Raw genomic sequence first — 25,505 nt, forward strand, 5'->3', positions numbered from 1 at the left:
CGGTGCCGGTCACGGTCCAACGGCCCGGTCCCGCCGGGGTGGTGAGGGTGATCCGGTCGCCCGCCGAGCCGGTGCCCGCCGCGACCACGACCTCTCCGGGAGCACTCGGCGCCCGCCCGGAGAGGAGCCGGTACGGGGTCGCGGCGGCGACGGACCAGGGGTGCCCGGCCATCGCACCGGACGCACGGCCGGACGCCCCGTCCGCGCCGCCCCGCTGTGCCTGGCCGCGTTCGCCAGCGCCTCGCACACCGCGAAGTACACCCCGCTCTCCACGGCCCCCGGCAGCCGCTCCGGCAGCTCCAGGTCCACGTCCACCGGCACCACCGAGCGGTCGGCGACATCCTCCACGGCCGCCCCGAGCCCCCGGTCGGTGAGGACCTGGGGGTGGATGCCCCGGATCAGCTCCCGGATCTCCACCAGCGCGGTGTCCGCCTCGCCGTGCGCCTTCGCCAGCAGCCCGGCCAGCGGCTCGTCCGGCCCCTCCAGACGGGCCAGGCCGAGTGTCATCGACAGGGCGACAAGACGCTGCTGCGCCCCGTCGTGCAGATCGCGCTCGATGCGCCGCCGTTCCGCCTCGAAGGCGTCGACCAACCGGCTGCGGGAACGGTCCAGTTCACGCAGCCGGGCGCCGTCCCCGGAGTCCGTGAGCAGCGCCCGGGTCAGCGCCGCGCGCCCGGCCGCCAGCACACCCAGCGGGTAGGCGAACACCGGGAGCAGCACCAGCCCGGCGAGCAGCGCGGCGAAGGCGGGCGGGTAGGAGTGGATGAGCCAGATCTTGAGCACCCGGGCCTCTTCGCCGCCGCTCGCGGCCAGCACGGCGGGCGCCGCGATCAGCCCGCCGCACACGGCGAGCGCGGTCCCCACGGCCACCGCCTCCAGCGGCCACAGGACGAGCGCGGTGAGCAGCGCGTACGCCAGTTCCCGCCAGGTCGCGCGCTCCCCGAGCCGGGTCCGCAGCCAGGCGGTGAGCCCGGTGCCGTCCGGTTCGCGGTGGGCCGGGGGGAGCGGGCGGGGGTCGACCAGCCGCAGCCTCCGGCGCTCCAGGGCGGCCAGCGGGATCCCGGCGAGGGCCAGGGTGAGCAGGAGCGGGAGGCCGATGAGGAGCACGGCGAGCGCGCCGCCCGCGACCGCGAGCAGGAGCAGGGCGGTGAGCGTCACGACGCCGGTGAGGACGCCCGTCACCAGGTAGAGCGCCGCACGCCACGGCCAGGGGCCGCGCACGTACCGCCGCTGCCGCAGGGCCTGGTGGAGGCCGGGGGAGGAGGACATGGGGGAACGGTAGGCGGCGCCCGGGAGGCCGGACCACCCAGCGGATTCCACCCCCGGGGTGGAGCTGTCTCCACCCCGGGACTCCCTCTCGCTGCGATGTGCCGGGCGGGCGGCGGCGGTTGGCTGGGGGACATGAATCACGCAGCCGTCCGACTCCGTTCGGTCACCCGGTCCTACGCCGGGAAGTCCGGTGCCGTCACCGCGCTCGACGCGGTGTCCCTGGACATCCCCCGGGGCTCCTTCACCGCCGTCATGGGCCCCTCCGGCTCCGGCAAGTCCACCCTGCTCCAGTGCGCGGCCGGCCTCGACCGGCCCACCGCCGGGCAGGTGTTCCTCGGCGACACCGAACTGACCGGGCTGAGCGAGCGCCGGCTGACCCTGCTGCGCCGCAGCCGGATCGGCTTCGTCTTCCAGGCGTTCAACCTGCTGCCCGCCCTCACCGCCGAGCAGAACGTGGCCCTTCCGCTGAGGCTCGCCGGCCGCCGCCCGAAGCGTGCCGACGTCCTCGCCGTCCTGGACCGGGTGGGCCTCGCCGGCCGGGCCGGGCACCGCCCCGGCGAGCTGTCCGGCGGCCAGCAGCAGCGGGTGGCCCTCGCCCGCGCCCTGGTCACCCGGCCCGACGTGCTCTTCGGCGACGAGCCCACCGGCGCGCTGGACTCCACGACCGGCCGCGAGGTGCTGACGCTGCTGCGCACGATGGCCGACGACGGCCAGACCGTGATCATGGTGACCCACGACCCGGTCGCCGCCTCCTACGCGGACCGGGTGCTGTTCCTCGCGGACGGCAGCGTGCGCGACGAGCTGCACGCCCCGGCGGCCGAGGAGATCGCGGCACGCATGACGCGGATGGGGGCCGTCCCGTGCTGAGGCTCGTACTCCACGGCCTGCGGACCCGCTGGGTCACCCTGGCCGGCTCCTTCCTCGCACTGGCCCTCGGGGTGGGGATCGTCGCCACGACGGGCCTGGCTCTCGCGGCCACGTTCGCGGGTCCGCCGCAGGCCCCGGAACGGTTCGCCGCCGCACCGGTGGTGGTGCGGGGCGAGGACGAGGTGCGCGTACGCACGCCGGCCGGCGTCCGTACGCAGAAGCTCACCGATCCCCGGCCCGTTCCGGCGGCTGTCGCCGCGCGGCTCGCGGGGCTGGGGCGCACGGAGCTGGACCGTACGTTCGCGGTGTCGGGCGGGGGCGCGGACGGGGCGTCCGGCCGTGCGTCCGGTGCGATGGCCGGGCACCCCTGGTCCGTCGCCGCCGCGACCCCGTACCGGCTCCTCTCCGGGCGGGCGCCGAGTGCTCCCGGAGAGGTCGTGGTCGCGGCGGGCACCGGCTCGGCGGGCGACCGGATCACCCTCACCACCCCGGCGGGACCGGGCCGTTGGACCGTGACCGGCACCGTCCGCCCCGCCCCCTTCGAGCGCGCCGTGTTCTTCACCGAGGAGGACGCCGCCCGGCTCTCCCCGGACATCGACGCCGTCGTGGTGCACGCCGCCCCGGCCAGGGTCCGCGCGGCCGTGGGCGAGGACTCCGGCCTGGCCGTGCTCACCGGCGACGACCGGCGCAGGGCCGACCCCGACCCGGACCGGGACGCCGAGGCGCTGGTCTCCGTAAACGCCCTGCTCGGCACCGCCGCCGGCATCACCGCCTTCGTCTCCGTGTTCGTCGTCGCCTCCACGTTCTCCTTCGCCGTGGCCCAGCGCCGCCGTGAGTTCGGCCTGCTGCGCATGGCGGGCGCGACGCCCGGCCAGGTGCGGCGGCTGGTGTACGCGGAGGCCGCGCTCGTCGGCCTCCTCGCCTCGGCGGCGGGCTGCCGGCTCGGGCTGTCCGGGGCGCCCCGGCTCGCGCACTGGTTGGTCCACCAGGGCCTCGCGCCCGCCTGGTTCGCCGTCGGTGACCAGAACTGGCCGCTGCACACCGCGTTCTGGACCGGCCTCGCCGTCGCCCTCACCGGGGCGGTCGCCGCAGCCCACCGCGCCGGACGGGTCCGCCCCGCCGAGGCGCTGCGGGACGCCGCCGTGGACAGCGGCACGATGCCGCCGGTACGGGTGGTGCTCGGCGCCGCCGTCCTGCTCACCGGGGCGGTGCTGGTGGTCCTCGGCCTCGTCCAGGACCCGGCGGGCCTGCTCAAGCGCAAGACGTACACCACGCAGCCGATGCTGCTGATCACCGGATGCGCCCTGTTCGCACCCGTCCTGGTCCGCCCCGCGCTCCGCCTCCTGACCTGGCTGCCGGCCCGGCTGCCGGGCGCCACCGGCCTGCTGGTCCGGGAGAACGCCTCCGCCGGGCTGCGCCGGACGGCCGCCGTCGCCGCGCCCGTGCTCGTCACCGTCGCCCTGGCCGCGTCGCTGATGGGTACCAGGGCCACGATCGACGCGGCCGAGGCGGCCGAGGCGCACGGCCAGGTCACCGCGGACTTCGTCGCCACGGAGGAACACGGCGACGTACCGCAGGAGTTCGTGGACCGCGCCCGACGGATCGAGGGCACCCGGGTCAGCGCCTCGCGCGCCACCTCCGTGACCGTGCTCGAAGAGGGCACCGCGCTCATCCGCTCCGACGCCAGGGCGGTGGACCCGGCCGACGCGGCCGCCGTGTCCGCGCTGCCGGTGGTGGCGGGCCGGCTCACCGGCCTGGACGACGACTCGATCGTCGTCAACGAGGAGTGGGAGACCCACCGGGTCGGCGACCGCGTCCGCGTCTGGCTGGGCGACGGTCGCGAGGTCACCCTGCGCGTGGCGGCCGTGCTCGCCACCGGCACCGGTGACAACGGCGTCTACCTCACCCCGCGCCACGCGGCCGGCGCCGGCGTCGACCGCGTCGAGATCGCCGTACGCGCCGGGGCGGACCGGCGGGCCGTCGAGCGGGAGCTGCGCGCGGCCGGGCGGGCCACCGGCACCGAGGTGCTGACCCGGGACGCGTGGGCGGCGGCCGGGGCGCCGGGCGGGGGCAGCACCCGGACCGGGCTGCTGATGATCCTCGCCATCGCCCTCGTCTACACCGGGATCGCGCTGGCCAACACCCAGGTCATGGCCACGGCGGACCGGGTCCGCGACTTCGCCGTCCTGCGCCTCGCCGGGGCGACCGGGGCGCAGGTGCTGCGGCTGGCCGGGGCGGAGGCGCTGGCCGTGGTGGCGGTGGGCGCGGGGCTCGGCGGGGCGGTGGCCGCGCTCAACCTGCTCGGCGTACGGGCCGCGCTCGGGCGGCTCGGGGTCCCGGCGGCGGTCGTCGTGCCGTGGGAGGCCGTCGGGGCGGTGGTGGCGGTGAGCGCGGCCCTCGCGGTGGTCTTCGCCGTGCTGCCCGCCTCGTTCGCCCTGCGCACCCGGCCGGTGGAGCTCGCCGGGGCACGCGAGTAGGGGCTGTTACCGGCCCGCGAGCCGGGTGACCAGCGCCGCCGCGTCCCCGACGAGGGCCGTCTCGGCCGGGGTCATCATCGGGTTGAGGGTGCGCCGGGCGGCCGCGTCGGCGAGGTGGCGGGCGGGGATGCCGTCGTCGGCGGCCAGGCGCGGCACCAGGGCGGTGACCAGTTGCCGGGCACCGTCCGCCGCCGGGTGCGCGGTGTCCACCGCGACCTGCGCCAGGATCAGCGCCGACATGGCCCGGTCCAGGGCGGGCGGGCCCTCCTCGGTGTTGCTCCAGTCGATGACCATGGGCCCGCCCGCCGTGAGCAGCACGTTGTCCGGGTGCAGATCCAGGTGCAGGACGCGGTCGTCCGGGTCGGGCGAGAGCCGGGCCGGGACCGTGTGGAGGTCGGCGAGCAGACCGGTCAGCAGTTCGGCGCCCTCCTCGGCGCCGACGGCCCCGGACATCAGGGACTCCAGCATCGTGGGACCGTACAGGCGCTGGAGGACCAGATCGCCGGGGCCGGCCGACGGCGGCTGCGGGCCCAGCCGGGGCACCGGGTAGCCGGAGGCCGACAGGTAGGACATGACGGGCAGTTCGCGGGTGGCGTCCATCCCGTCCCGGTAACGCCGCAGGACCCACGCCTCGTCCAGCTCGTACACGTCCGCGTTGCGTCCGCTGCCCAGCAGTTGGCCTATTCGCATGGGGCGAACCTACTCGGGCCTTGTATACGAGGGGAGTTCGGGCCCGGCGCGGTCCGCCCCATAACGCGGTGCGATGGGGCGGACGGGATCTCCTGGAGGCGGTGTGCGCGCGGCTAGCTTGGCGGCGAATCCCCCGCAGTGCTTCCGCCGAAGCATTTCCCCCGCAGCGATTCCCCCGAATTCAAGGAGAGTTCCGTGGAGAGATCCATGCTCCGCAGACGGGCCCTGGCCGCGTGTACCGCCACCGTGGCCGTCGGCGCGCTCGCGCTCGCCGGGCTGACCGGCACCGCGTCCGCCTCTCGCCCGGCCTGCTGAAGGCCATGCAGCGGGATCTCGGCCTGACCGCCGCCGAGGCCCGCGACCGGATCGGCGCCGAGTCGCGCGCCGCCGCCGTCACCGCCGGGCTGCGGTACTCGCTCGGCGAGCGGTTCGCCGGGGCCCGGGTCAGCGGCGACGCCGCCACCCTGACCGTCGCCACCACCGACGCGGCGGACGCCGCCCGCATCGCGCAGTCCGGCGCCCGCGCCCAGGTCGTCGACCACAGCCTGGCCGAACTCGACACCGCGAAGGCCGCCCTGGACCGGGTCGCGCTGCGCACCGCGCCGAAGGGGATACCCGCCTGGTATGTCGACGTACGCGCCAACCGCGTCGTCGTCCAGGCCGCGAAGGCGTCCGCCGCCGAGGCGTTCCTCGCGAAGGCCGGGGTCTCCCCGGACCTGGTGACGGTCGCCCGGTCCACCGAGCAGCCCCGTACCTTCGCAGACCTGCGCGGGGGCGACGCGTACTACATGAACGGCTCGGGCCGCTGCTCGATCGGCTTCCCCGTCAAGCGCGGCACCCAGGGCGGCTTCGTGAGCGCCGGGCACTGCGGCACGCCGGGCGTCTCCACCAGCGGCTACAACCAGCAGGCCCAGGGCTCCTTCCAGGGCTCCACGTTCCCCGGCCGCGACTACTCCTGGGTCGCCACCAACACCAACTGGACCCCGCGCCCGCTGGTCAACGGCTACGGCAACGGCGATGTGACGGTCACCGGCTCCACCGAGGCGGTCGAGGGCTCGTCGGTCTGCCGCTCCGGCTCGACCACCGGCTGGCACTGCGGCACGGTCCAGCAGCGCAACAGCAGCGTCACCTACCAGGAGGGCACCGTCTCCGGGGTGACCCGGACCAACGTGTGCGCCGAACCGGGCGACTCCGGCGGCTCGTTCATCTCCGGCAGCCAGGCCCAGGGCGTCACCTCCGGCGGCACCGGCAACTGCTCGCAGGGCGGCGTGACGTACTTCCAGCCGCTGAACCCGGCGCTCCAGGCGTACGGGCTGACCCTGGTCACCAGCGGCACCCCGACCGACCCGCCGGACCCGACCGACCCGCCGACCAACCCGGGCGGCACCTGGGCGGCCGGCACGAACTACGCGGCCGGTGCCGTGGTGACGTACGGCTCCGCGAGCTACCGCTGCCTCCAGGGTCACCTGGCGCAGCCCGGCTGGACCCCGCCGAACGTCCCGGCCCTGTGGCAGGCCCTGTAGCCGCCGCCACGACCCAGCCCCTCAGGCGAGAGGAACGGGCCCGGGGCGACGCCGCCCCGGGCCCCCGCACCGCGCACGTGCCCTTCCCCACCATCCCGAGGAGTCCGTCAGCCATGCCCCCCGCATCCCCCGAGTCCTCCGAGAGCAACGAGCCCACCGCCTCCGCCGTGCCCGCCGGCGGCCCGGCGATCAGCCGCAAGTCCCTCCTCAAGGCCGCGCTCGTGGCCACCGCCGTGCCGCTGTTCGCGGGCGGCGGGGTGGCACTGGCACGGGACGCCGGCGACAGCGGCAGGCCGCTCGCCCCGACCCCGGACTGCGACGACGGCGACGAGCCGACGCACGACCAGATCGAGGGCCCGTACTTCAAGCCCAACTCCCCGCTCCGCACCAGCCTGGTGACCTCGTCGACGCCCGGTGTCCCGCTGACCGTCAGCGGTTACGTCTTCGGCCGCGAGTGCCGCCCGGTATCCGGCGTGCTGCTCGACTTCTGGCAGGCGGACACCAACGGCGCGTACGACATGAGCGGATTCAACTTCCGAGGCCACCAGTTCACCGACCAGAACGGCGCGTTCACGCTCACCACGATCGTGCCGGGGCTCTACCCGGGCCGCACCCGGCACATCCATGTGAAGGCCCAGGCGCCCGGCTCCGGCATCCTCACCACCCAGCTGTACTTCCCGGGCGAGCCGCGCAACAGCACCGACATGCTCTACGACGCAGCCCTGCTGATGAACGTACGGGCGGTGGGCTCCGGCAAGGAGGGCACCTTCGACTTCGTCCTCGACGTCGCCCAGAACCCGACCGATCCCCCCACGGACCCGACCGACCCGCCGACCGAACCGGGCGGCACCTGGAAGGCCGGCACGTCCTACACCGCGGGAAACCGCGTCACATACGGCGGGGTCGCGTACCGCTGTCTGCAGGCTCACACCGCCCTGACCGGCTGGGAGCCGCCGAATGTCCCCGCGTTGTGGGAACGCGGGTAGACAGGCAGACCGGCGGGGCGGCCGTAACCGCCGCGCCCGCGTGCCCCGGGGCTCTCTCCCCGGGGCACGCGGGGCGCACGGCCCGGGTCGGAGGGGGTTCGGCTCGGGCCGGTCGCACGCCCCGTCACTTCGCGTCCGAGTAGCGCTCCACCACCGCCGTGGTGAACGGGAACCGCACCGGCGTCTCACCGAAGACCGTCCGCCCGGCCAGCTCCGCGGCCTCCCGGATCGCCCCGGCCACCGTGTCGGCCTCCGCCGCCGGGCAGTGGACGATCACCTCGTCGTGCTGGAAGAAGACCAGCTCGGCCCGGAGCCCGGCGGCGGCGACCGCCCGGCGCAGGGCCGCCAGGAGCAGCAGCGCCCAGTCCGCCGCGCTGCCCTGGACCACGAAGTTACGGGTGAACCGGCCGCGCGCCCGGGAGTCCGACGAGGCGTAACCGGGCAGGAACGCGGGGCGCCCGCTCTCCGCCGGCTCCGCCTCCTCCTGCGGGATGCCGGCCTCGCCGTCCTCCCCGTGTCCGGCCGCCGGCGGGCTGGTGCGGCCCAGCCAGGTGCGTACGAGGCGGCCCTCCTCGCCCGCCTTCGCGGCGTCGTCCACATAGGCCACCGCGCGCGGGAACCTGCGGCGCAGGGCCGCCAGGTTCTTCAGGCCGTCGCCGGACGTCTGCCCGTAGACGGCACCCAGCAGCGCGATCTTGGCGTGGTCGCGGTCGCCGTGGAACGCGCGGTCGGACAGCGCCGTGTAGAGGTCCCCGTCGTGGCCCGCCACCTCCATCAGGCCCGGGTCGCGGGAGATCGCGGCCAGCACCCGCGGCTCCATCTGGGCGGCGTCCGCGACGACCAGCCGCCAGCCCTCGTCGGCGACGACGGCCCGCCGGATCACCTTCGGGATCTGGAGCGCCCCGCCGCCGTTGGTCGTCCAGCGCCCGCTGACCGTGCCGCCCGGCAGGTACTCCGGGCGGAAGCGGCCGTCGCGGACCCAGTCCTGGAGCCAGCTCCAGCCGTGCGCCGTCCAGATCCGGTACAGCTTCTTGTACTGGACGAGCGGTGCGACCGCCGGGTGGTCCAGCTCCTCCAGCTCCCAGCGGCGCGTCGAGCGCACCCTGATCCCGGCCTGCGCGAAGGCCCGCACCACATCGGCCGGCAGATCCGGGCGCACCCGCCGGCCGAAGGCGGCGGACACCTCGTCGGCCAGCTCGGCCAGCCGGCGGGGCTCACCGCCGCCCGCGTACCGCTCGCCGAGCAGCTCGTGCAGCACCTCACGGTGCACGTCCGCCCGCCAGGGCAGGCCCGCCCGGTTCATCTCGGCGGCGACGAGCATCCCCGCCGACTCGGCCGCCGTCAGCAGCCGCATCCGGTCCGGCCGGTCGGTGGCGTCGTGGCGCGCGAGCTGCTGCGCGTACACCTCGGTCAGGGCGTCGAAGGGCAGCTCGGGGCCCGAGGACGGTTCGAACAGGGAGGACTGGGAGCCGGGCTCCGCGGACCGGGGCGGCGGATCGGGCGGCACCGGACCGCCGCGCAGCCGGGCGAGCGCGGCGGCGGCCGAGCGGGGCTCGCCGAGCCGGCCCTCGTAGCCGAGCAGCAGGGACTCGGCGGCCTCCACGTCGTAGGCGCGCTCCACCCGCACCCCGGCGGCCAGCAGCCGGGGATAGACCTCCGCCGTCGAGCGCCACACCCAGCGGGTGACGTCCGGCCGGGAGCGGACCGCGCCGGCCAGGTCCGGCTCGGTGCGGACAGGGCCCGCGGGCCGGCCCGCGCGGTCCAGCGGAGCGAGGCGCGCGCCCCCGCTCTCCGTGACGGCCAGCGCCCAGCGTTCGGTCATACGAGCGAGTCTGGCACCCGGCACCGACAACGGCCGGGAGCGCCGGACCCCCTCCCGAGATCGGTCACGTGCTCGATATCCACAGCCTGTGGACGGCGGGCGCCTACCCTGACCTCATGGAATCGGTGATCGACCAGGCGTTCGCGGCCGCCCTCTACACGGAGGGCGACGCCGGTCTCGACACAGGCGCCTCGCTGCTCGCCGCCGCCCCGGAGGCCGACGCCGAGCTGGCCCGCCGGGGCGAGGAGTTCGTCCGCCGCGCCTGGGAGCGCGGCTGGCTGCCCGCCGACGTCGTCCGCCTCGTCCGCCGCGATCTCGACGAGCACGCGGCGGGGCTCGCCGCCGGGCTGATCGCCTCCGAGGTCCGCCGCTACGACGAGCTGCCGCCGCGCTGGCGCTCCCAGCTCGACGAGCTGCCCGCCGCGCCGCCGCCGGGCCGGCCCGACCGGTTCTCGTACGCCTCCGCGCTCCTCGCGCTCCACCGGCTGCTGCTGAACCTCCCGGTCATCGAACCCGTCGGGCCCCCGCCGGGCGCGGCGCGCGAGGCCCTGCACCGGCCGCCCGCGGCCGGGGAGCCCCGCATGCTGACCCGTATCCGCGCGCTGCTGGCGAAGGCGGAGGCGACCGGGTATCCGGAGGAGGCCGAGGCGCTGACCACCAAGGCCCAGGAGCTGATGGCCCGGCACAGCATCGACGAGGCCCTGCTCGCCGCCCGTACGCACGGCGACCGCACCCCGGGCGCCTGCCGGATCGGCGTGGACGCCCCGTACGAGACGGCCAAGGCGATCCTGCTGGACGCGGTGGCCTCGGCGAACCGCTGCCGTGCCGTGTGGAACAGCGACCTCGGCTTCACCACGGTGGTGGGCTTCGAGGCGGACCTGGAGGCCGTGGAACTGCTCCACACCTCGCTGCTCGTGCAGGGCACGGCCGCGATGACCCGCGCGGAGGCGGGCCAGCGGGCCGGCGGACGCAAGCGGACCAAGGCGTTCCGGCAGTCCTTCCTCATGGCCTACGCCCAGCGCCTGGGCAGCCGGCTGGCCGACGGCACCGCCCGCGTCACGGCCGAGGCGGAGAGCGACGCGACCGCGGACGCCGGGCTGCTCCCGGTGCTGGCCGCCCGCGATCTGGCGGTCACCGAGACCGCCGAGCAGATGTTCCCCCGCACCACGACCACCCGGGTCAGGGGCGCCACCGACCTGGACGGCTGGACCCACGGCACGGAGGCGGCGGACCGCGCCCGGATGGGCGGCGAGGCTCCGGGCATCCAGGGCTGAACGGGGGGTGCGACGGGCCGGGTACGGCTGCGCTGCGACGGCCGGGCGTGCGACGGGCAGGGCACGGGCTGCGCTGCGACGGGCAGGGCCCGCGCGGCCCGGCGGCCGGGGCCCGCCCCCGCCCCGACAACTCGGGCAAAACGGCAATTCCGGTTAGGCTCCTCCCATGAGCTGGCTCCGGGCGCTGAAGGAGACCGCCCGCTCCGGCCTGAAGATCGAGCGGCGCCGCCTCGAACCGCTGATCGCGCTGCGCGGCGCGGCCGGACTCGCCCTCGTCATCGGGGTGAGCCTCGCGCTCTTCGGACCCGTGGTCGCCGCCAGCTCGGCGTTCGGCGCGTTCCAGGCGGCCATCGCCACTTTCCAGCGCAGCTGGCGCCCCCGCCCCGTGCTCGCCCTGATCTCCGGCGTCAGCCTCGGCCTGTCCACCTTCGTGGGCTACGTGGCGGGACCCCACCTCCTGCTCTTCGTGTTCCTCCTGGTGATCTGGACCTTTCTCGCCGGGCTCGCCTGGGCGGCGGGCCCGACCGGGGGCATCATCGCCGCGTCCAACGTCGCGATCATGCTCGTCACCATCACCCTGCCCACCTCCGCCGCCCAGGCGGCCCTGCACGGCGCGATGATCATGTTCGGCGGGGTCGTCCAGGCGGCGCTGATCGTGCTCTTCCCGATCCGCAGATGGGGCGCACAGCGCGACGCGCTCGCCGACGCCCTGGCCGCCGAGGCCGACTACGCCCGGCGGCTGCGCCACGACCCGGTCGCCCACTTCGACCCGGTGCCGCTGATGCTCGCGCGCCGGGCCGCCGCCGTCACCGCGCGTGAGGCCCGCCGCCGCCCCGCCGAACTGCACGGCTCACGCGGGGTCGCCGAACGCATCAGGCCGGTGCTGGCCTCCCTCGCCGACCCGGCCATGGGCGTGCCCGCCGACGGCCCCGAACGCGACCGCGTCCGCGAACTGCTGGCCGCCGCCGGATCGCTGCTCGACGCCGCCGCGCGAGCGATCCGCAAGGGCGACCCGGTGAAGCTGCCCGCGCCCGCCGTCGCCGCGCTGAGGACCCCCGACACCGGGGCGCTGCTCACCGGCCCTTCGCTGCGCGCCGCCGACCGGCTCGCCGCCCTGCTGTCCGACGTGATCGAGGCGGCCGAGGGCGACGGCACGAAGGAGGAGCGGGCCGGGGCCGAGGAGGCCGCCGACGCCATCAAGGGCAGCCGGCTTCCCGCCGAGCACCACCGCCGCCCCACCCTGCCGCGCCTGGTGCCGGTGATCCTCAGGTCGATGCGCCGCGAGGTCCACCACGGCTCCCCGATCCTGCGGCACGCCGTGCGGCTGGCCACGGTGGCGGCGGTCGGCTACTTGCTGGGCCGCCTGCTGCCGCTCGGTCACGGCTACTGGGCGCCGATGACGGCCGTGATGGTGATGCGGCCGGAGTTCTCCCAGACGTACTCCCGCGCGGTCGCCCGCTTCGGCGGCACCCTCATCGGCGTCTTCCTCGCCTCGGCGATCGTGGAGGCCGCGCACCCGGGTACCGGCCTGTCCGCCGCCTTCGCCGTGGTCTGCGCCCTGCTGATGTACCTGCTGATGCGGACCGGCTACGCGGTCTCCCAGGCGTGCGTCGGCGCGTACGTCGTCTTCCTGCTCGGCATGGCCGGGGACGACCTCTCCCAGACCGTGTTCGAGCGGGCGCTCCTCACCCTGGCCGGCGGGCTCCTGGCGATGATCTCGTACGCCGTCTACCCGGCCTGGGAGACCCCGCGCCTGCGGACCCGGCTCGGCGACTGGCTGAAGGCGGACGGCCGGTACGCGGCGGCGGTCGTCGACCAGTACGCGGACCCGGCCGAGCGCGGCGCCGACGACGTACGGCACTCCCTCCTCGCCACCCGCGAGGCCCGGGTCGCCTGGCAGGAGGCGGTGGCGACCGCTCAGCACGAACCGGTGCGCCACCGCGGCCTCTCGCACGCCGCCGCCGACGCCACCCAGCACGCTCTGGCCCAGCTCGGCCGGGTCGCGATGCTCCTGGAGGCGCACATCCCGAGGAGCGGGGCCACGTCCGTGCCGGGGGCCGCCGCGCTCGCCGAGGCGCTGCGCCGGGCCACGGACCGGGGCGCGAAGGCGGTGCGGGAGCGGCGGGTGCCGGACTGGACGCCGGTGCGGGAGGCGCTGGAGCGCTTCGAGGCGGAGTGCCGGGCGCGTGAGGAGGAGGCGGGGGACGACGAGGCGCCGGCTCCCGCCGGCCCCGCCCTCGTACGCACCAACGCGCGCCTCCTCCTGGACACGCTGGAGGACTTCTCCCAGGGACTGACGTCGTGACGCCGTGACGTGACAACGCCACCGGGAGCGCGTGACTCAGGGGTTCGGCAGCTCCGGCAGGTCGGACAGGTCCGGCAGGTCCGGGAGGTTGTTCAGCGCGTCCGCGTCGGTCTTGGCGAGCTTGTCCTTGGTCCCGGAACCCCACGCGACGACGATGGTCTTGCCGTCGTTGGACTCGACGGCCCCCGTGATCCGGGTGGTGTCGCCGTCGGCGCACTTCAGCTCCAGCTCCGGCTGGTCCGAGTCCGTGACGGTGCCCGAGCAGACGTGGGACTCGGCGATGACGACGGCCTTCCCGGTGTTGACGGACAGCACCACCGGCTTTCCGTCGGTCTGGCCCGCCCAGGCGCCCTCCAGGGCCTTCGCGTCACCCGCGGAGTCCCCGCCGCCGTTGCCGCCGCCGGAGGACGAGCCGCCCGTCGCCGGGGTCGCGCTGGACCCGGAGTCCTTTCCGTTGTCGCTCTTGTCGCCGTCGCTTCCGCAACCGGTGAGCGCGAGCGCGGCCAGCAGACCGGTGGCGAGGACTGCACCGGTACGTGCGATTTTGTACATGTGGAATTCCCCCTGGAAGTCGGACGGCCATCCAAGCTACCAGTGGGTCGCCCGAGGTGCCGTGGGGTCAACTTCCTGTAATCGGGAGCCGAAGAGCGCGTTCGTACGTCTCTCATGGCGGGACCTGTAATCACGGGAACACCCCGCGTGCACGTGCATCTGCCCGTGCATCCGCTCATGCACCAGAAATTGAACACAGCTATGATCCGGGACAGTTGACACTTGCACCTTGCAACTCGGGGAGCGTCCTGTGCACCACGTGTACAACGGCATGGCGGCCACAGAGCTTCGCGGAGTCGTCTGGCAGAAGAGCAGACACAGCAACTCCCAGGGTGCCTGCGTGGAGTTCGCGAAACTGCCCGGCGGGGATGTGGCGATGCGCAATTCGCGCCATCCCGACGGGCCGGCGCTGGTCTATACACCGGCCGAGATAGAGGCGTTGCTGCTCGGCGTGAAGGACGGCGAGTTCGACCACCTCCTGGGCTGAGTCCCGCCCGTCCCGGACACGGCCGAGGGCCGGAACCCGCTACTGGGTAGCGGGTTCCGGCCCTCGGTTCGGTGTGCCACGCGGTGCGCCGGCCGGTCGCACCGCCCCCGTCACACCGGGTCGGCCAGGCGGAACAGCGCCCAGACGACCTTGCCCCGTGCCGCCGCGGTGCCCGGGGTGCTCTCGATGCTCAGTACGGGCGAAGGGTGCCAGCCCCAACAATCGCTGAAGGATTCCACAAGGAACAGCCCCCGGCCCGATTCCGCGGAATCCGCCGCCTCGGAGGCGACCGGGCTCGCCCGGCTCGGATCCCGCACCGCGCACACCAGCCGCGAGGTCCAGCGCAGCAGATGCAGCCGTACGGGCGGCTCCTGGGGCTCGCGCGGGGCGTCGGCCGGCAGACCGTGCCGCAGGGCGTTGGTGACCAGCTCGGAGACGACCAGAGCGACGTCGTCGAAGCGTTCGCTCAGGCCCCAGCCCCCCAGGGTCGCCCGGGTGAACTGCCGGGCCCCGCCCACCGCTTCGTAACGGGCGGGCAGTGTGCAGGTGGCTGATCCGGAGACGGCTGAGGGATCGATGGGGGGAAGCCCCTGCCGTAACGGCTCGAGCATCGTCGATCCATTCGTCCCCATGCGAGGCACTCCCGGGAATCGCGGCTGCGCCGGCACTTGCGTACCGGGTACAGCGGCACAACACGAACGAGCACGCAGGTGCGCGGGCTCCATGGTTCCGAATGCGCACAGCAGATGCAAGGGCAGATGCACGTGCACGCGCCGGACCTGTCCGACCCCGTCCGGTTCTTGCTCATTTCTTCCCGCCCGCGGTTTCGCCCTCTTCCAAAGGTCTTCCCATTTCCGTAATCGAATGAGTACGGGCTGAAGCGTTTTGATGGCAGAATCCGGCTCTTGGGGTTCAGGGGGAGCCCCAATGCCAGGAAGCGATGGGGAGGGTTGGACCAGTGGCGGCAGGCGAGTCGAGTGGGTCCGTGGTGCGGCGCATCCTGCTGGGCTCCCAGCTCAGGAGACTGCGTGACGCGCGAGGCATCACACGCGAGGCGGCCGGCTACTCGATCCGGGCCTCCGAGTCGAAGATCAGCCGCATGGAGTTGGGACGGGTGAGCTTCAAGGCCAGGGACGTCGAGGATCTGCTCACGCTCTACGGCGTCACGGACGGTGCGGAGCGCGACTCCCTGCTCGCCCTGGCCCGTGAGGCCAATGTGGCGGGCTGGTGGCACAGTTACGGGGATGTCCTGCCCGGCTGGTTCCAGACGTACGTCGGTCTGGAGGGGGCTGCCTCGCTCATCAGAATCTACGAAGTCCAGTTCGTGCACGGGCTGTTGCAGACCGAGGACTACGCCCACGCGGTCGTCTCGCGCGGCATGCGCGGCGCACCCGCCGCCGAGATCGAACGCCGGGTCGCGTTGCGCCTGGAGCGGCAGAAGGCCCTCGTCTCCGAACGGGCACCCCGCTTCCACGCCGTGCTGGACGAGGCCGCGCTGCGCCGCCCGTACGGCGGACGGGAAGTGATGCGGGCGCAATTGCGGCATCTGATCGATATGTCGGAACAGCCGAACATCACGCTCCAGGTGATGCCCTTCAGTTTCGGCGGACACGCCGGCGAGAGCGGCTCCTTCACCATGCTGCGATTCCCGGAATCCGATCTGTCGGACATCGTCTATCTGGAGCAGCTGACAAGCGCGCTCTATCTGGACAAGGAAGAAGAAGTCGCCCAGTACGAAAAGGCGATGACGCGGCTCCACGAGGACAGTCCGGGTCCGGAGGAGAGCCGTGACCTGCTTCGAGGACTTCTTCAACTCTCCTGATATTTCAGTACGATGGCGCTCCTACAGGAGTCTGCACCTGAGTTAAGGGATCGCATGTCCTTCTTCCAAGAGCTGGCCGACCAGTACATCGACGGTGAATGGCGGACGGGCACCGGCTCCTGGGACATCATCGATTTCAACCCGTACAACGGGGAGAAGCTGGCCGCGATCACCGTCGCCACCGCCGCCGAGGTGGACCGCGCCTACCGCGCCGCCGAGCGCGCGCAGGGGGAGTGGGCGGCGGCGAGCCCCTACCGGCGCCGTGACGTCCTGGAGCGCGCGCTGCGGGTCACCGAGCAGCTGGCCGGCGAGATCACCGAGGCGATCATCGACGAGCTGGGCGGCACCCGCTCCAAGGCCGAGTACGAGCTGAGCCTCACCCAGGAGTTCCTGCGCGAGGCCGCCCGGCAGGCGCTGGCCCCCGAGGGGCGCATCCTGCCCTCCGCCGTGGACGGCAAGGAGAACCTCCTCTACCGGCTGCCCGTCGGCGTCGTCGGCGTCATCAGCCCGTTCAACTTCCCGCTCCTGGTGACGATGAAGTCGGTCGCACCGGCCCTCGCGCTCGGCAACGCGGTCGTCATCAAGGCGAACCAGAACTCACCCGTCGTCGGCGGCGGGCTGATCGCGAAGATCTTCGAGGACGCCGGGCTGCCGGCCGGACTGCTCAACGTGGTCGTCACCGACATCGCCGAGATAGGCGACGCGTTCATCGAGCACCCCGTGCCCCAGGTGATCTCCTTCGCCGGCTCGGACCGGGTGGGCCGCCATGTCGCCGCCACCGCGGGCGGCCTCTTCAAGCGCACCATCCTCGAACTCAGCGGCAACAGCGCCCTGGTGGTCCTGGCGGACGCCGACATCGACTACGCCGTCGACGCCGCCGTCTTCAGCCGGTTCGTCTACCAGGGCCAGGTCTGCATGGCCGCCAACCGCATCCTGGTGGACCGCCCGGTGGCCGACGAGTTCACCGAGAAGTTCTGCGCGCGGGTGGCCGCCCTGAAGACCGGCGACCCGCGTGACCCGGACACCTGTATCGGCCCGGTCATCAACACCTTCCACGCCGACTCGCTGGCCGCCCTGGTCGACCTCGCCGTCGCCGAGGGCGCCGAGGCGCCGGTGCACGGCCGGGTGCGCGGCAACCTCGTCGAGCCGACCGTGCTCACCGGGCTGCCCGAGGACTCCCCGCTGCTGCATCAGGAGATCTTCGGCCCGGTCGCGCTGCTGGTGCCCTTCGACGGCGAGGACGACGCGGTCCGGATCGTCAACGACAGTCCGTACGGGCTCAGCGGCGCCGTGCACACCGCGAGCACCGCGCGGGGCGTGCGCTTCGCCGAGCGGATCCGCACCGGGATGTTCCACGTCAACGACTCCACCGTCCACGACGACCCGGGCATCGCCTTCGGCGGCGAGAAGGACTCCGGACTGGGCCGGATGAACGGGGACGCGGCGGTGGAGGCGTTCACCACCCAGAAGTGGATCTCGGTCCAGCACGGCCGCAGCGTCTTCCCCTTCTGACCTGGCCCTTCGCCCCCGCCGTACGGCCCCTGGGGCGCGCCCCCGCTACGCTGGTCGGGTTGACCAGAGAGGTGAGGGCATGTCCGCGATCCGGCTGCTGGTCCTCGGTGCCGTGCGCCAGCACGGCCGGGCCCACGGCTACCAGGTCCGCAACGACCTGGAGTACTGGGGCGCCCACGAGTGGTCCAACGCCAAGCCCGGCTCCGTCTACCACGCGCTGAAGCAGCTCGCGAAACAGGGCATGCTCCTCGCCCACGAGGTCGCCCCGAGCACCGCGGGCGGCCCGCCGCGCATCGAGTACGAGATCACCGCACGCGGCACCGAGGAGTACCTCGCCCTGCTGCGCGCCGCGCTCACCTCGTACGACCAGAGGACGGACGTGCTCTCGGCGGGCATCGGCTTCATCGTCGACCTGGAACGGTCCGAGGCGGTGGCCCTGCTCCGGGAGCGGCTGGCGCACCTCGCGGCCTGGCGCGCCGACGTCACCGGCCGCTACACCCCCGGATCGAGCGGGCACATCGCCGAGATCATGAACCTGTGGGTCCACGCGGCGGATGCCGACGCGGACTGGACACAGGGCCTGATCGAGCGGATCGAGGGCGGCGCGTACGTCTTCGCGGGCGAGGGCGAGCCGTTCGTGGGGGTGCTCGCCGAGGGCGAGAAGAACCCGTACGACACGACCTAGTGGTGGAACGACGTCGCCGCGTTCTGGTCCCGGGTCAGCGGGTGCGGCTGGGCGCGCAATTCGGGCAGCAGCTGGCGCAGGTCCTCCAGGAAGAGCTCCGCCAGGTCCGACGAGAAGCCGTTGCGGCACACGATGCGCAGGACCGCCAGGTCCTCCCGGTCGGCGGGGAAGGTGTAGGCGGGCACCAGCCAGCCCCGCTCGCGCAGCCGCCGCGACACGTCGAAGACGTCGTACGCGGTCACCTCCGGCTTGGTCGTCAGCGCGAAGACGGGGAGCTGGTCGCCCCGGGTGAGCAGCCGGAAGTCGCCCAGCTCCTCGATCTTCGCGGCCAGTCCCGTCGCCACGTCCCGGGCCGCCTGCTGCACGGCCCGGTAGCCCTCGCGGCCCAGCCGCAGAAACGTGTAGTACTGCGCGACGACCTGGGCACCGGGCCGCGAGAAGTTCAGCGCGAACGTGGGCATGTCGCCGCCCAGGTAGTTCACCCGGAAGACCAGTTCCTCGGGCAGCTCGGCGGGCGAGCGCCACAGCGCCCAGCCGACGCCCGGGTAGACCAGGCCGTACTTGTGTCCGGAGGTGTTGATCGAGGAGACCCGGGGGAGCCGGAAGTCCCACACCAGGTCCGGGTCGAGGAACGGAGCCACCATCGCCCCGGAGGCCCCGTCCACGTGGACGGGGATGTCGAGGCCGGTGCGCTTCTGGAGGTCGTCCAGCGCCGCGCACAGCTCCGCGATGGGCTCGTAGCTGCCGTCGAAGGTGGAGCCGAGGATGCCCACGACCCCGATGGTGTTCTCGTCGCACAGCTCGGCGGCGGCCTGCGGGTCGAGGTGGAAGCGGTCGCCCTCCATGGGCACGAGGCGCGGCTCGACCTCCCAGAACGTGCAGAACTTGTCCCAGCAGACCTGCACGTTCACCCCCATGACGAGATTGGGCTTGGCGGTCGCGGGGTAGCGGTCGGCGTTCTTGAGCGCCCAGCGGCGTTTGAGCGCCATCGCGGCGAGCATGCACGCCTCGCTGGAACCGGTCGTCGAACAGCCGACGGTCGCCGAAGGATCGGGAGCGTGCCAGAGGTCGGCGAGCATCGCCACACAGCGCCGTTCCAGCTCGGCGGTGCGTGGGTACTCGTCCTTGTCGATCATGTTCTTGTCCCGGCACTCGCCCATCAGCACCCCGGCCTGGGGCTCCATCCAGGTGGTGACGAAGGTGGCGAGGTTCAGCCGGGAGTTGCCGTCCAGCATCAGCTCGTCGTGGACGAGCCCGTACGCGGTGTGGGGCGGCAGCGGCCCGTCGGGCATCCGGTGACGCGGCGGGGCCGCTTCCATTCCGGCGACCGGGTCGGCGACCCCGTAGAAGGGGTTGAGCGCCAGCTTGCGCTGGTTCGCCGACGGTTCGCCGTCGTGCGAGGAGCCCCGGTGGAGCGGCATCACGGACCTGCCCTTCTCGGCTCGCGCCCGCGAGACCGGACGAATCCGACAATACGGACAGCTCTCGCGCCGGTCACTCGCTGCTGGGCCGTATGGTTCAGCGCATCGCCGTACCGTCCTCGCGCAACTGCATCAGCGGCCGGCCGGTCACCAGCAGCCAGGCGGGCAGCGAGGCGACGCACAGGATCGGGAGCAGAGCGGTGTCGGCGGCCAGCACCGCCGCCGTGAACAGGCTCAGCCAGCCCTGGCGGGTGACGGCCAGCAGGACGCCCAGCACTCCGCACGTCACCGCGACGGCCACCGGCACCGCGTCGACGAGGGCGTGGGCGCACAGGCCGAGTGCCACGCCCGAGAACACCGCCGGGAAGATCCGGCCGCCCCGGAAGCCGCAGGTCGCCGCGATCAGCAGGGCCGCCGTCTTCACCACCGCCATCGTCCCGAACTCGGCGGCCGACCAGCCGTCCGGGTCGGCGGCGAGCGTCTTCACCTCGTCCAGCCCCTTGAAGAGGGTGAGGTGCCCGCCCAGCGCCCCGAGCAGGCCGAGCGCCAGGCCGCCCAGGGTGAGGGCGAGCACGGGATGCGGCAGGGCCCGGAAGAAACGGTGCGCCCAGGGGAAGGCGTACACCGCCGCGAGCCCGAGGACCGCTCCGGCGGACGCGATCACAAGGGCGGCGAGCAGATCACCCCAGCGGGCGTGCGTGTAGGCGGGCAGGGACAGGTCGAAGCTGGGGTGGGCGGCCAGCGACATGGTGAGCGACCCCGCCGCCCCGGCCGCGAGCGGCCCGAACAGCCTGTCCCAGAGCGCGCCGGGGCCGGGCGTGGCGGCCAGCGTCTCGGTGAGGATCAGGGCGGCGGCCACCGGGGTCCCGAAGAGGGCGCCGATGGTGCCGGCGGCGGCGAGCGCGAGCCACAGCTCACCGGGCGCGTTCGGGGCGATCCGGCGGCCGGCCCAGGCGGCCAGGGCGATGTTGGCGGCGATGATCGGGTTCTCCGGGCCCAGGCTGACCCCGCCCGCCAGCGTGAGGACGGCCGCCACGAGCACGCCGGGCACCACGAAGGGAGGCAGCGGCGATTCGACGAGGCCCATGGTCGCCGGGTCCGGGCCGGCGTGACCGGGTACGGCCCGGATGACCAGTCCGGCCGCCAGGCCGGTGGCCGTGAGCATGACGATCATCCACAGCGAGGAGTACCGCCCGACCGACAGCGCGTCCGGCAGGGTCTCCCACAGCACGTCCTGGAGTTCGTCCGCGAGCAGGCTCACCCCGAGCAGCACGAGGGCCGAGACCACCCCGACGGCCAGGGCGGGCACGATGAGCGCGAGCAGCCGGCGGGCGGGGGCCGGCGGGGCGGTGGCGACGGCGGAATCGGTCGGCATCGGCACACCATAGCGACGCGAAAGCCGCAAAACGCTTCAAAAGGGGTGGACGGCGGTTGGGACTTGCACCTCACGTCGCGTCAGGACCCAGGCTGATGCGCGTACCCACACAGGAAGGAGCGGGGAGCCATGGAGCACTCCGTGGGACAGGTCGCCGGCTTCGCCGGGGTCACGGTGCGCACCCTGCACCACTACGACTCCCTCGGCCTGCTCTCGCCGAGCGGGCGCAGCCACGCGGGCCACCGGCGCTACGACGACGCCGATCTGGACCGGCTGCAGCAGATCCTGTTCTACCGGGAGCTCGGCTTCCCGCTCGACGAGATCGCGGCCCTGCTCGACGACCCGGACGCGGACCCGCAGGCGCACCTGCGGCGCCAGCACGCGCTGCTGTCGCACCGGATCGAGGAGTTGCAGCGGATGGCCGCCGCCGTAGAGACAGCCATGGAGGCACGCAGAATGGGCATCAATCTCACGCCCGAGGAGAAGTTCGAGGTCTTCGGCGACAAGGACCCCGAGGAGCACGCAGAGGAGGCCGAGCGGCGCTGGGGCGGCACCGGCACCTACGCCGAGTCGCAGCGCCGGACCGCCCGCTACACCAAGGAGGACTGGCAGCGGATCAAGGCCGAGGTCGCCTCCTGGGGCGAGCGCTACGACGCGCTGATGGAGGCCGGCGAACCCGCCGACGGCGAGCGCGCCACGGACCTCGCGGAGGAGCACCGGCTCCACATCTGCACCTGGTACTACGAGATCCACCGGGGCCTCGGTGAGATGTACGTCGCCGATCCGCAGTTCAAGGAGTTCTACGACTCCATGCGGCCGGGCCTGGCCGAGCATCTGCGCGACGCGATCGAGGCCAACGCGCGCCGCCGGTCGTAAACGGTCACGGAGGCGGGTGGAACCCGGGGCCGTCCCGAGGCGTTGATAGCTTGGGGCGGCCACGCAGCCGCTCATCTACCTCATCCTGGAGCCCGGACCCTTGAATACGCTTGCGCTCGGACCGAGCTGGCTGGACCCGGACTATCTCATCGGTCAGTTCGGCCTGGCCGGCGTGCTGGTGATCGTCTTCGCCGAGTCCGGGCTGCTGATCGGGTTCTTCCTGCCCGGTGACTCCCTGCTGTTCACCACGGGCCTGCTGGTGACGACGGACAAGCTGCACACCCCGTTGTGGCTGGTCTGCGTCCTGGTCGCGCTGGCGGCGATCATCGGCGACCAGGTGGGGTACCTCTTCGGCCGCAAGGTCGGCCCCTCGCTCTTCAGCCGGCCCGACTCGCGCCTCTTCAAGCAGGAGAACGTCGAGAAGGCCCACGAGTTCTTCGAGAAGCACGGTCCGAAGTCGCTGATCCTGGCCCGCTTCGTGCCGATCGTGCGAACGTTCACCCCGATCATCGCCGGGGTCAGCCGGATGAACTACCGCTCGTTCATCGTGTTCAACGTCATCGGCGGCGTCCTGTGGGGCGTCGGCGTGACCCTGCTCGGCGCCGCCCTCGGCAACGTCGAGTTCGTGCACAAGAACATCGAGGCGATGCTCGTCCTGATCGTGCTGATCTCGGTCGTTCCGATCGCCATCGAGTTCCTGCGCGCCCGCAGCAAGGCCAAGAAGGAGGGACCCGCCGCCGGCAGCGGCGAGGTGCCTCCGCAGGACCCGGCCGGCGGCCGCCGCGGCCGGCACGCCAAGCGCTGAGCGCCGTATCCCGCAGGCCGTGAGCGCCGGACCGCAGTCGCGGTCCGGCGCTCACCCTGTCAGAAGCCGCGCGTCCGCTTGGCCGCGCGGCGGTTCGCCCCGCCGACCGCACCCGGCACCCGCATGAACAGCCGGGAGATCTCGCTCCCCAGGTTCACCCCGATGGCGATGGCCAGGGCCGTCGCCACCGCCGTCGACAGCGAGGCGAGCCCCCGGTCCAGCTCGTTCTGCGCGACACCCAGCAGACCGAAGTACGTCGCCGAACCGGGCAGCAATGGCCCGATCGCCGCCGTGATGAACGGCAGCGACGACGTGTAGCGATACCGCGAGAACAACTGCCCGAACAGTCCGACGAGCCCGGCGGCCGCGGCCGTCGCGGCCACCGCCGACAGGTTGCCCGTCTGGGCCATCGCCCCGTAGACGATCCAGGCCACGCCGCCGTTCAGGGTCACCGCGAGTACCGTCGCCCGCTCCTGCTGGAGCAGGATCGCGAAGGCCAGGGTCAGCAGCATCGACGCCAGGGTCTGGATCACCGGCCGGTCGTGCGTGATGAACCGCGCCTCCGGGTCCAGCTCGGCCCCCAGCTGGAGCCCCCCGTACAGGGCCAGCAGCACCCCGGTGACGATCGCGATGAAGAAGTACATGACCTCCAGGAGCCGCGCCGAGGCGGTGATGTAGTAGCCGGTCAGCCCGTCCTGCACGCCCGCCACCAGCGCCCGCCCCGGCAGCAGCGCGAACAGCCCACCGGTGATCACCGCCGACGGCCGTACGTCCGACCAGTGGGTCAGCGTCAGCGCCACGCCCATCGCGGCCGGCGGCATCGCCGCGACCACGAACTGGTAGAACTCCGGCAGCCCGCGCCCCGCGCACAGCCAGGCGAGCCGGTCGCCCAGCATCGCCCCCAGCGCCGCGATCACGAACACCAGCGGACCACCGCCGACCAGCACCGAGGCCGCACCGGCCAGGCAGCCGGCGGCCAGCGTGAGCACCCAGCCGGGATACGGGTGCCGGTTGCGCCGGATCTCCGCGAGCCGCCGGTACGCCTCCTCCAACGAGACCTCGCCCTCGACCGTGGTGATGTCGTCGATGAGCCGGAAGACCGCCGCCAGCCGGGTGTAGTCGGTGCCGCGGCGGCGTACCGTACGGCTCGCCGTCACCGGGTCGTCGACCAGCGACGGCTGGTGCGAGATCGACAGCAGGGTGAACGTCACGGTCGGCTCGCAGCGGTCGAGCCCGTAGCTGCGCATCACGGCGAACATCGCCGCCTCGACGTCCTCGGCGCCCTCACCGCCCGCGAGCAGCAGCTCCCCGATACGCAGGGTCAGGTCGAGCACGCGCGGCACCGCCGGGCCCGCCTCGTCGTGCCGCTGGACCGGCTCCGGCGCCGGGCGCTCGGCGACCGGCATCCGCAGCATCGTGCGCATCCGGTCCTGCCAGGGCGCCTCCTTGGTCAGCCGGACCATCGGGACACCGTGCGCCGGAGTGAACGCCGGTGGGGAGTCCCGGAAGCTGTACGTACTGGGCAGGGCGAACGCCGAACCGGTCGTCTCCGAACCGGAAGCGGAACCCGCACCGGACCCCGACCCCGGCCCCTGCGGCTCGGGCGCCACACCGGCCGGAAGCGCGAACTCCGACGTCGGGTGGTCCTCCTCCGGCGGCGCCGCCGGAGGCTCGGTCCCGGCCGGTTGCGAGAAAGCGCTGTGCGCCTCGTCGGACTGGGGCTTCTCGTCCTCGGGCCCGCCCGGTTCCGCCACCACTCGACCTCGCTCCTCCTCGGCTGCGCATCCTCGGCCGCACTCCTGCCCAGTATGGCCACGCCCAAGGGAGGTCACGCGAAACGGGCGGCACACCCGAAGGTGTACCGCCCGTCACGAAGCCCGCTCACACGAAGCGGAACGTCAGTGCGCGCCGCCCTGCGCCTCAAGGCGCTTGCGGGAGGCGACGATCTCGGCCTCGGCCTCGGCGCGGCCGACCCAGTCGGCGCCCTCGACGGACTTGCCCGGCTCCAGGTCCTTGTAGACCTCGAAGAAGTGCTGGATCTCCAGGCGGTCGAACTCCGACACGTGCTGGATGTCCTGCAGGTGCTCCACACGGGGGTCGGACGCCGGGACGCACAGCAGCTTGTCGTCGCCGCCGGCCTCGTCGGTCATGCGGAACATGCCGATCGCGCGGCACTTGATGAGGCAGCCGGGGAACGTCGGCTCCTCCAGGATGACCAGCGCGTCCAGCGGGTCGCCGTCCTCACCGAGGGTGTCCTCGACGAAGCCGTAGTCCGCCGGGTAGCTGGTCGAGGTGAAGAGCCGACGGTCCAGACGAATCCGGCCGGTCTCGTGATCCACCTCGTACTTGTTGCGCGAACCCTTCGGGATCTCGATAACGACGTCGAACTCCACGGGTGGCTCCTCCATGATCAACACATACGACTGGTGGTTAAGTGTCCCTCACGCAGATGTGTGCTCGCGAAAGGGGCTGGTCAACGGTGGCCGAGCCGGTGGAAAGACCGTCGACCGAACCGCCCGGCACGCCGGGCGGAAGTCTCGCGGCCCGCCTGGGCGTACGCGGCGGCGCGAACAACTGGCAGTTCACGGCCGTCTCCGCCGTCGCGGGACTGGCCCTCGCGGCCGGCGCCGTTCTCGCCGCCGGCCCCTGGGACTCGGGTCAGCGTAAGGCCGAGCGGGACCGGGCGGCCGCCGCCGCCCGTACAGGTGGCGCACATCACGCGTCGGGCGACGCCGAGGACCCCGCACCCGCCCCCAG

Annotated in this window: 20 protein-coding genes and 2 pseudogenes; 13 read left to right on the forward strand and 9 right to left on the reverse strand. The window is 73.4% G+C overall.

Annotated features, from left to right (window positions below; all coding sequences use genetic code 11):
* Positions 1-9: 9 nt before the first annotated feature.
* A complete protein-coding gene (locus EAO73_RS04905; protein WP_224756186.1) occupies positions 10-1,269 on the reverse strand; it encodes a sensor histidine kinase in 1,260 nt (419 codons plus the stop codon).
* A 132-nt stretch (positions 1,270-1,401) separates the two neighbouring features.
* Between EAO73_RS04905 and EAO73_RS04910 the strand changes: the two genes are divergently transcribed.
* Together EAO73_RS04910 and EAO73_RS04915 are read left to right on the forward strand one after the other, a co-directional pair.
* Positions 1,402-2,136, forward strand: coding sequence for an ABC transporter ATP-binding protein (locus EAO73_RS04910; protein WP_147970253.1), 735 nt, complete (start codon positions 1,402-1,404; stop codon positions 2,134-2,136).
* Positions 2,130-4,613: an FtsX-like permease family protein gene (locus tag EAO73_RS04915; protein WP_147970254.1), complete on the forward strand. Its 2,484-nt coding sequence runs from the start codon at positions 2,130-2,132 to the stop codon at positions 4,611-4,613. The genes EAO73_RS04910 and EAO73_RS04915 overlap by 7 nt, the downstream gene beginning before the upstream one ends.
* 6 nt (positions 4,614-4,619) lie before the next feature.
* Here EAO73_RS04915 and EAO73_RS04920 read toward each other — a convergent pair whose 3' ends face one another.
* Entirely contained in the window at positions 4,620-5,303 is a 684-nt protein-coding gene (locus EAO73_RS04920) for a phosphotransferase (RefSeq protein WP_191133940.1), read from the reverse strand.
* A gap of 207 nt (positions 5,304-5,510) precedes the next feature.
* On the opposite strand from EAO73_RS04920, the pseudogene EAO73_RS04925 reads away from it, so the two are divergent.
* Together EAO73_RS04925 and EAO73_RS04930 are read left to right on the forward strand one after the other, a co-directional pair.
* Positions 5,511-6,826 (forward strand): annotated as a pseudogene (locus EAO73_RS04925) (alpha-lytic protease prodomain-containing protein).
* Positions 6,827-6,939: 113 nt separating this feature from the next.
* Positions 6,940-7,812 (forward strand): carbohydrate-binding protein, encoded by an 873-nt coding sequence (locus EAO73_RS04930; RefSeq protein WP_147970255.1) that lies wholly within the window; start codon positions 6,940-6,942, stop codon positions 7,810-7,812.
* A gap of 124 nt (positions 7,813-7,936) precedes the next feature.
* On the opposite strand, the gene EAO73_RS04935 is transcribed toward EAO73_RS04930, so the two are convergent.
* A complete protein-coding gene (locus EAO73_RS04935) occupies positions 7,937-9,634 on the reverse strand; it encodes a bifunctional 3'-5' exonuclease/DNA polymerase (protein ID WP_147970256.1) in 1,698 nt (565 codons plus the stop codon).
* A 116-nt stretch (positions 9,635-9,750) separates the two neighbouring features.
* On the opposite strand from EAO73_RS04935, the gene EAO73_RS04940 reads away from it, so the two are divergent.
* Entirely contained in the window at positions 9,751-10,908 is a 1,158-nt protein-coding gene (locus EAO73_RS04940) for a DUF2786 domain-containing protein (RefSeq protein WP_147970257.1), read from the forward strand.
* A gap of 166 nt (positions 10,909-11,074) precedes the next feature.
* A complete protein-coding gene (locus tag EAO73_RS04945) occupies positions 11,075-13,213 on the forward strand; it encodes an FUSC family protein (protein ID WP_147970258.1) in 2,139 nt (712 codons plus the stop codon).
* 36 nt (positions 13,214-13,249) lie between these two features.
* Here EAO73_RS04945 and EAO73_RS04950 read toward each other — a convergent pair whose 3' ends face one another.
* Positions 13,250-13,765 carry a hypothetical protein gene (locus EAO73_RS04950; protein ID WP_147970259.1) on the reverse strand — a complete coding sequence of 172 codons (516 nt, stop codon included), beginning with the start codon at positions 13,763-13,765 and terminating at the stop codon, positions 13,250-13,252.
* Positions 13,766-14,015: 250 nt separating this feature from the next.
* Between EAO73_RS04950 and EAO73_RS04955 the strand changes: the two genes are divergently transcribed.
* Positions 14,016-14,252, forward strand: coding sequence for a DUF397 domain-containing protein (locus EAO73_RS04955; protein ID WP_147970260.1), 237 nt, complete (start codon positions 14,016-14,018; stop codon positions 14,250-14,252).
* Between the two features lie 110 nt (positions 14,253-14,362).
* Here EAO73_RS04955 and EAO73_RS04960 read toward each other — a convergent pair whose 3' ends face one another.
* On the reverse strand, positions 14,363-14,863 hold the full coding sequence (locus tag EAO73_RS04960) for an ATP-binding protein (protein ID WP_147970261.1): 501 nt from the start codon (positions 14,861-14,863) through the stop codon (positions 14,363-14,365).
* A gap of 329 nt (positions 14,864-15,192) precedes the next feature.
* Between EAO73_RS04960 and EAO73_RS04965 the strand changes: the two genes are divergently transcribed.
* The 3 genes from EAO73_RS04965 (at position 15,193) to EAO73_RS04975 (ending at position 18,271) form a co-directional block, all read left to right on the forward strand.
* The gene (locus EAO73_RS04965) at positions 15,193-16,074 is read left to right on the forward strand and encodes a helix-turn-helix domain-containing protein (protein ID WP_147970262.1); all 882 of its coding nucleotides are present in this window, start codon (positions 15,193-15,195) and stop codon (positions 16,072-16,074) included.
* Between the two features lie 54 nt (positions 16,075-16,128).
* Positions 16,129-17,586, forward strand: coding sequence for an aldehyde dehydrogenase family protein (locus EAO73_RS04970; RefSeq protein ID WP_147970263.1), 1,458 nt, complete (start codon positions 16,129-16,131; stop codon positions 17,584-17,586).
* A gap of 79 nt (positions 17,587-17,665) precedes the next feature.
* Positions 17,666-18,271: a PadR family transcriptional regulator gene (locus tag EAO73_RS04975; RefSeq protein ID WP_147970264.1), complete on the forward strand. Its 606-nt coding sequence runs from the start codon at positions 17,666-17,668 to the stop codon at positions 18,269-18,271.
* Here EAO73_RS04975 and EAO73_RS04980 read toward each other — a convergent pair.
* Together EAO73_RS04980 and EAO73_RS04985 are read right to left on the reverse strand one after the other, a co-directional pair.
* Positions 18,268-19,692, reverse strand: coding sequence for a glutamate decarboxylase (locus EAO73_RS04980; protein ID WP_147971392.1), 1,425 nt, complete (start codon positions 19,690-19,692; stop codon positions 18,268-18,270). The two genes, EAO73_RS04975 and EAO73_RS04980, sit on opposite strands and share 4 nt — an antisense overlap.
* A 97-nt stretch (positions 19,693-19,789) precedes the next feature.
* Entirely contained in the window at positions 19,790-21,067 is a 1,278-nt protein-coding gene (locus tag EAO73_RS04985) for an ion channel protein (protein WP_147970265.1), read from the reverse strand.
* Between the two features lie 129 nt (positions 21,068-21,196).
* On the opposite strand from EAO73_RS04985, the gene EAO73_RS04990 reads away from it, so the two are divergent.
* Positions 21,197-21,943 (forward strand): MerR family transcriptional regulator, encoded by a 747-nt coding sequence (locus EAO73_RS04990; RefSeq protein ID WP_147970266.1) that lies wholly within the window; start codon positions 21,197-21,199, stop codon positions 21,941-21,943.
* 100 nt (positions 21,944-22,043) lie between these two features.
* Positions 22,044-22,748: a DedA family protein gene (locus tag EAO73_RS04995; RefSeq protein WP_147970267.1), complete on the forward strand. Its 705-nt coding sequence runs from the start codon at positions 22,044-22,046 to the stop codon at positions 22,746-22,748.
* A 59-nt stretch (positions 22,749-22,807) separates the two neighbouring features.
* Here the strand turns inward: EAO73_RS04995 and EAO73_RS05000 are convergent, their stop codons facing one another.
* Together EAO73_RS05000 and EAO73_RS05005 are read right to left on the reverse strand one after the other, a co-directional pair.
* Positions 22,808-24,505, reverse strand: coding sequence for a threonine/serine exporter family protein (locus EAO73_RS05000; protein WP_147970268.1), 1,698 nt, complete (start codon positions 24,503-24,505; stop codon positions 22,808-22,810).
* Between the two features lie 141 nt (positions 24,506-24,646).
* Complete coding sequence (locus EAO73_RS05005; protein ID WP_018520452.1) at positions 24,647-25,141, reverse strand: inorganic diphosphatase; 495 nt, start codon at positions 25,139-25,141, stop codon at positions 24,647-24,649.
* A 98-nt stretch (positions 25,142-25,239) separates the two neighbouring features.
* Here EAO73_RS05005 and EAO73_RS05010 point away from each other — a divergent pair.
* A pseudogene (locus EAO73_RS05010) lies at positions 25,240-25,505 on the forward strand (D-alanyl-D-alanine carboxypeptidase); the annotation flags it as partial.

Source organism: Streptomyces sp. col6, from assembly GCF_008042035.1.
GTDB lineage: Bacteria > Actinomycetota > Actinomycetes > Streptomycetales > Streptomycetaceae > Streptomyces.

Bases quoted from the DNA above. Each gene is read 5' to 3' on its own strand.
- EAO73_RS04910 (WP_147970253.1), top strand. From the start codon at position 1,402: ATGAATCACGCAGCCGTCCGACTCCGTTCGGTCACCCGGTCCTACGCC.
- EAO73_RS04985 (WP_147970265.1), bottom strand. From the start codon at position 21,067: ATGCCGACCGATTCCGCCGTCGCCACCGCCCCGCCGGCCCCCGCCCGC.
- EAO73_RS04960 (WP_147970261.1), bottom strand. From the start codon at position 14,863: ATGCTCGAGCCGTTACGGCAGGGGCTTCCCCCCATCGATCCCTCAGCC.
- EAO73_RS04920 (WP_191133940.1), bottom strand. From the start codon at position 5,303: ATGCGAATAGGCCAACTGCTGGGCAGCGGACGCAACGCGGACGTGTAC.
- EAO73_RS04980 (WP_147971392.1), bottom strand. From the start codon at position 19,692: ATGCCGCTCCACCGGGGCTCCTCGCACGACGGCGAACCGTCGGCGAAC.
- EAO73_RS04975 (WP_147970264.1), top strand. From the start codon at position 17,666: ATGTCCGCGATCCGGCTGCTGGTCCTCGGTGCCGTGCGCCAGCACGGC.
- EAO73_RS04905 (WP_224756186.1), bottom strand. From the start codon at position 1,269: ATGTCCTCCTCCCCCGGCCTCCACCAGGCCCTGCGGCAGCGGCGGTAC.
- EAO73_RS04940 (WP_147970257.1), top strand. From the start codon at position 9,751: ATGGAATCGGTGATCGACCAGGCGTTCGCGGCCGCCCTCTACACGGAG.
- EAO73_RS04970 (WP_147970263.1), top strand. From the start codon at position 16,129: ATGTCCTTCTTCCAAGAGCTGGCCGACCAGTACATCGACGGTGAATGG.
- EAO73_RS04945 (WP_147970258.1), top strand. From the start codon at position 11,075: ATGAGCTGGCTCCGGGCGCTGAAGGAGACCGCCCGCTCCGGCCTGAAG.
- EAO73_RS04930 (WP_147970255.1), top strand. From the start codon at position 6,940: ATGCCCCCCGCATCCCCCGAGTCCTCCGAGAGCAACGAGCCCACCGCC.
- EAO73_RS04950 (WP_147970259.1), bottom strand. From the start codon at position 13,765: ATGTACAAAATCGCACGTACCGGTGCAGTCCTCGCCACCGGTCTGCTG.
- EAO73_RS04990 (WP_147970266.1), top strand. From the start codon at position 21,197: ATGGAGCACTCCGTGGGACAGGTCGCCGGCTTCGCCGGGGTCACGGTG.
- EAO73_RS04935 (WP_147970256.1), bottom strand. From the start codon at position 9,634: ATGACCGAACGCTGGGCGCTGGCCGTCACGGAGAGCGGGGGCGCGCGC.
- EAO73_RS04965 (WP_147970262.1), top strand. From the start codon at position 15,193: ATGGGGAGGGTTGGACCAGTGGCGGCAGGCGAGTCGAGTGGGTCCGTG.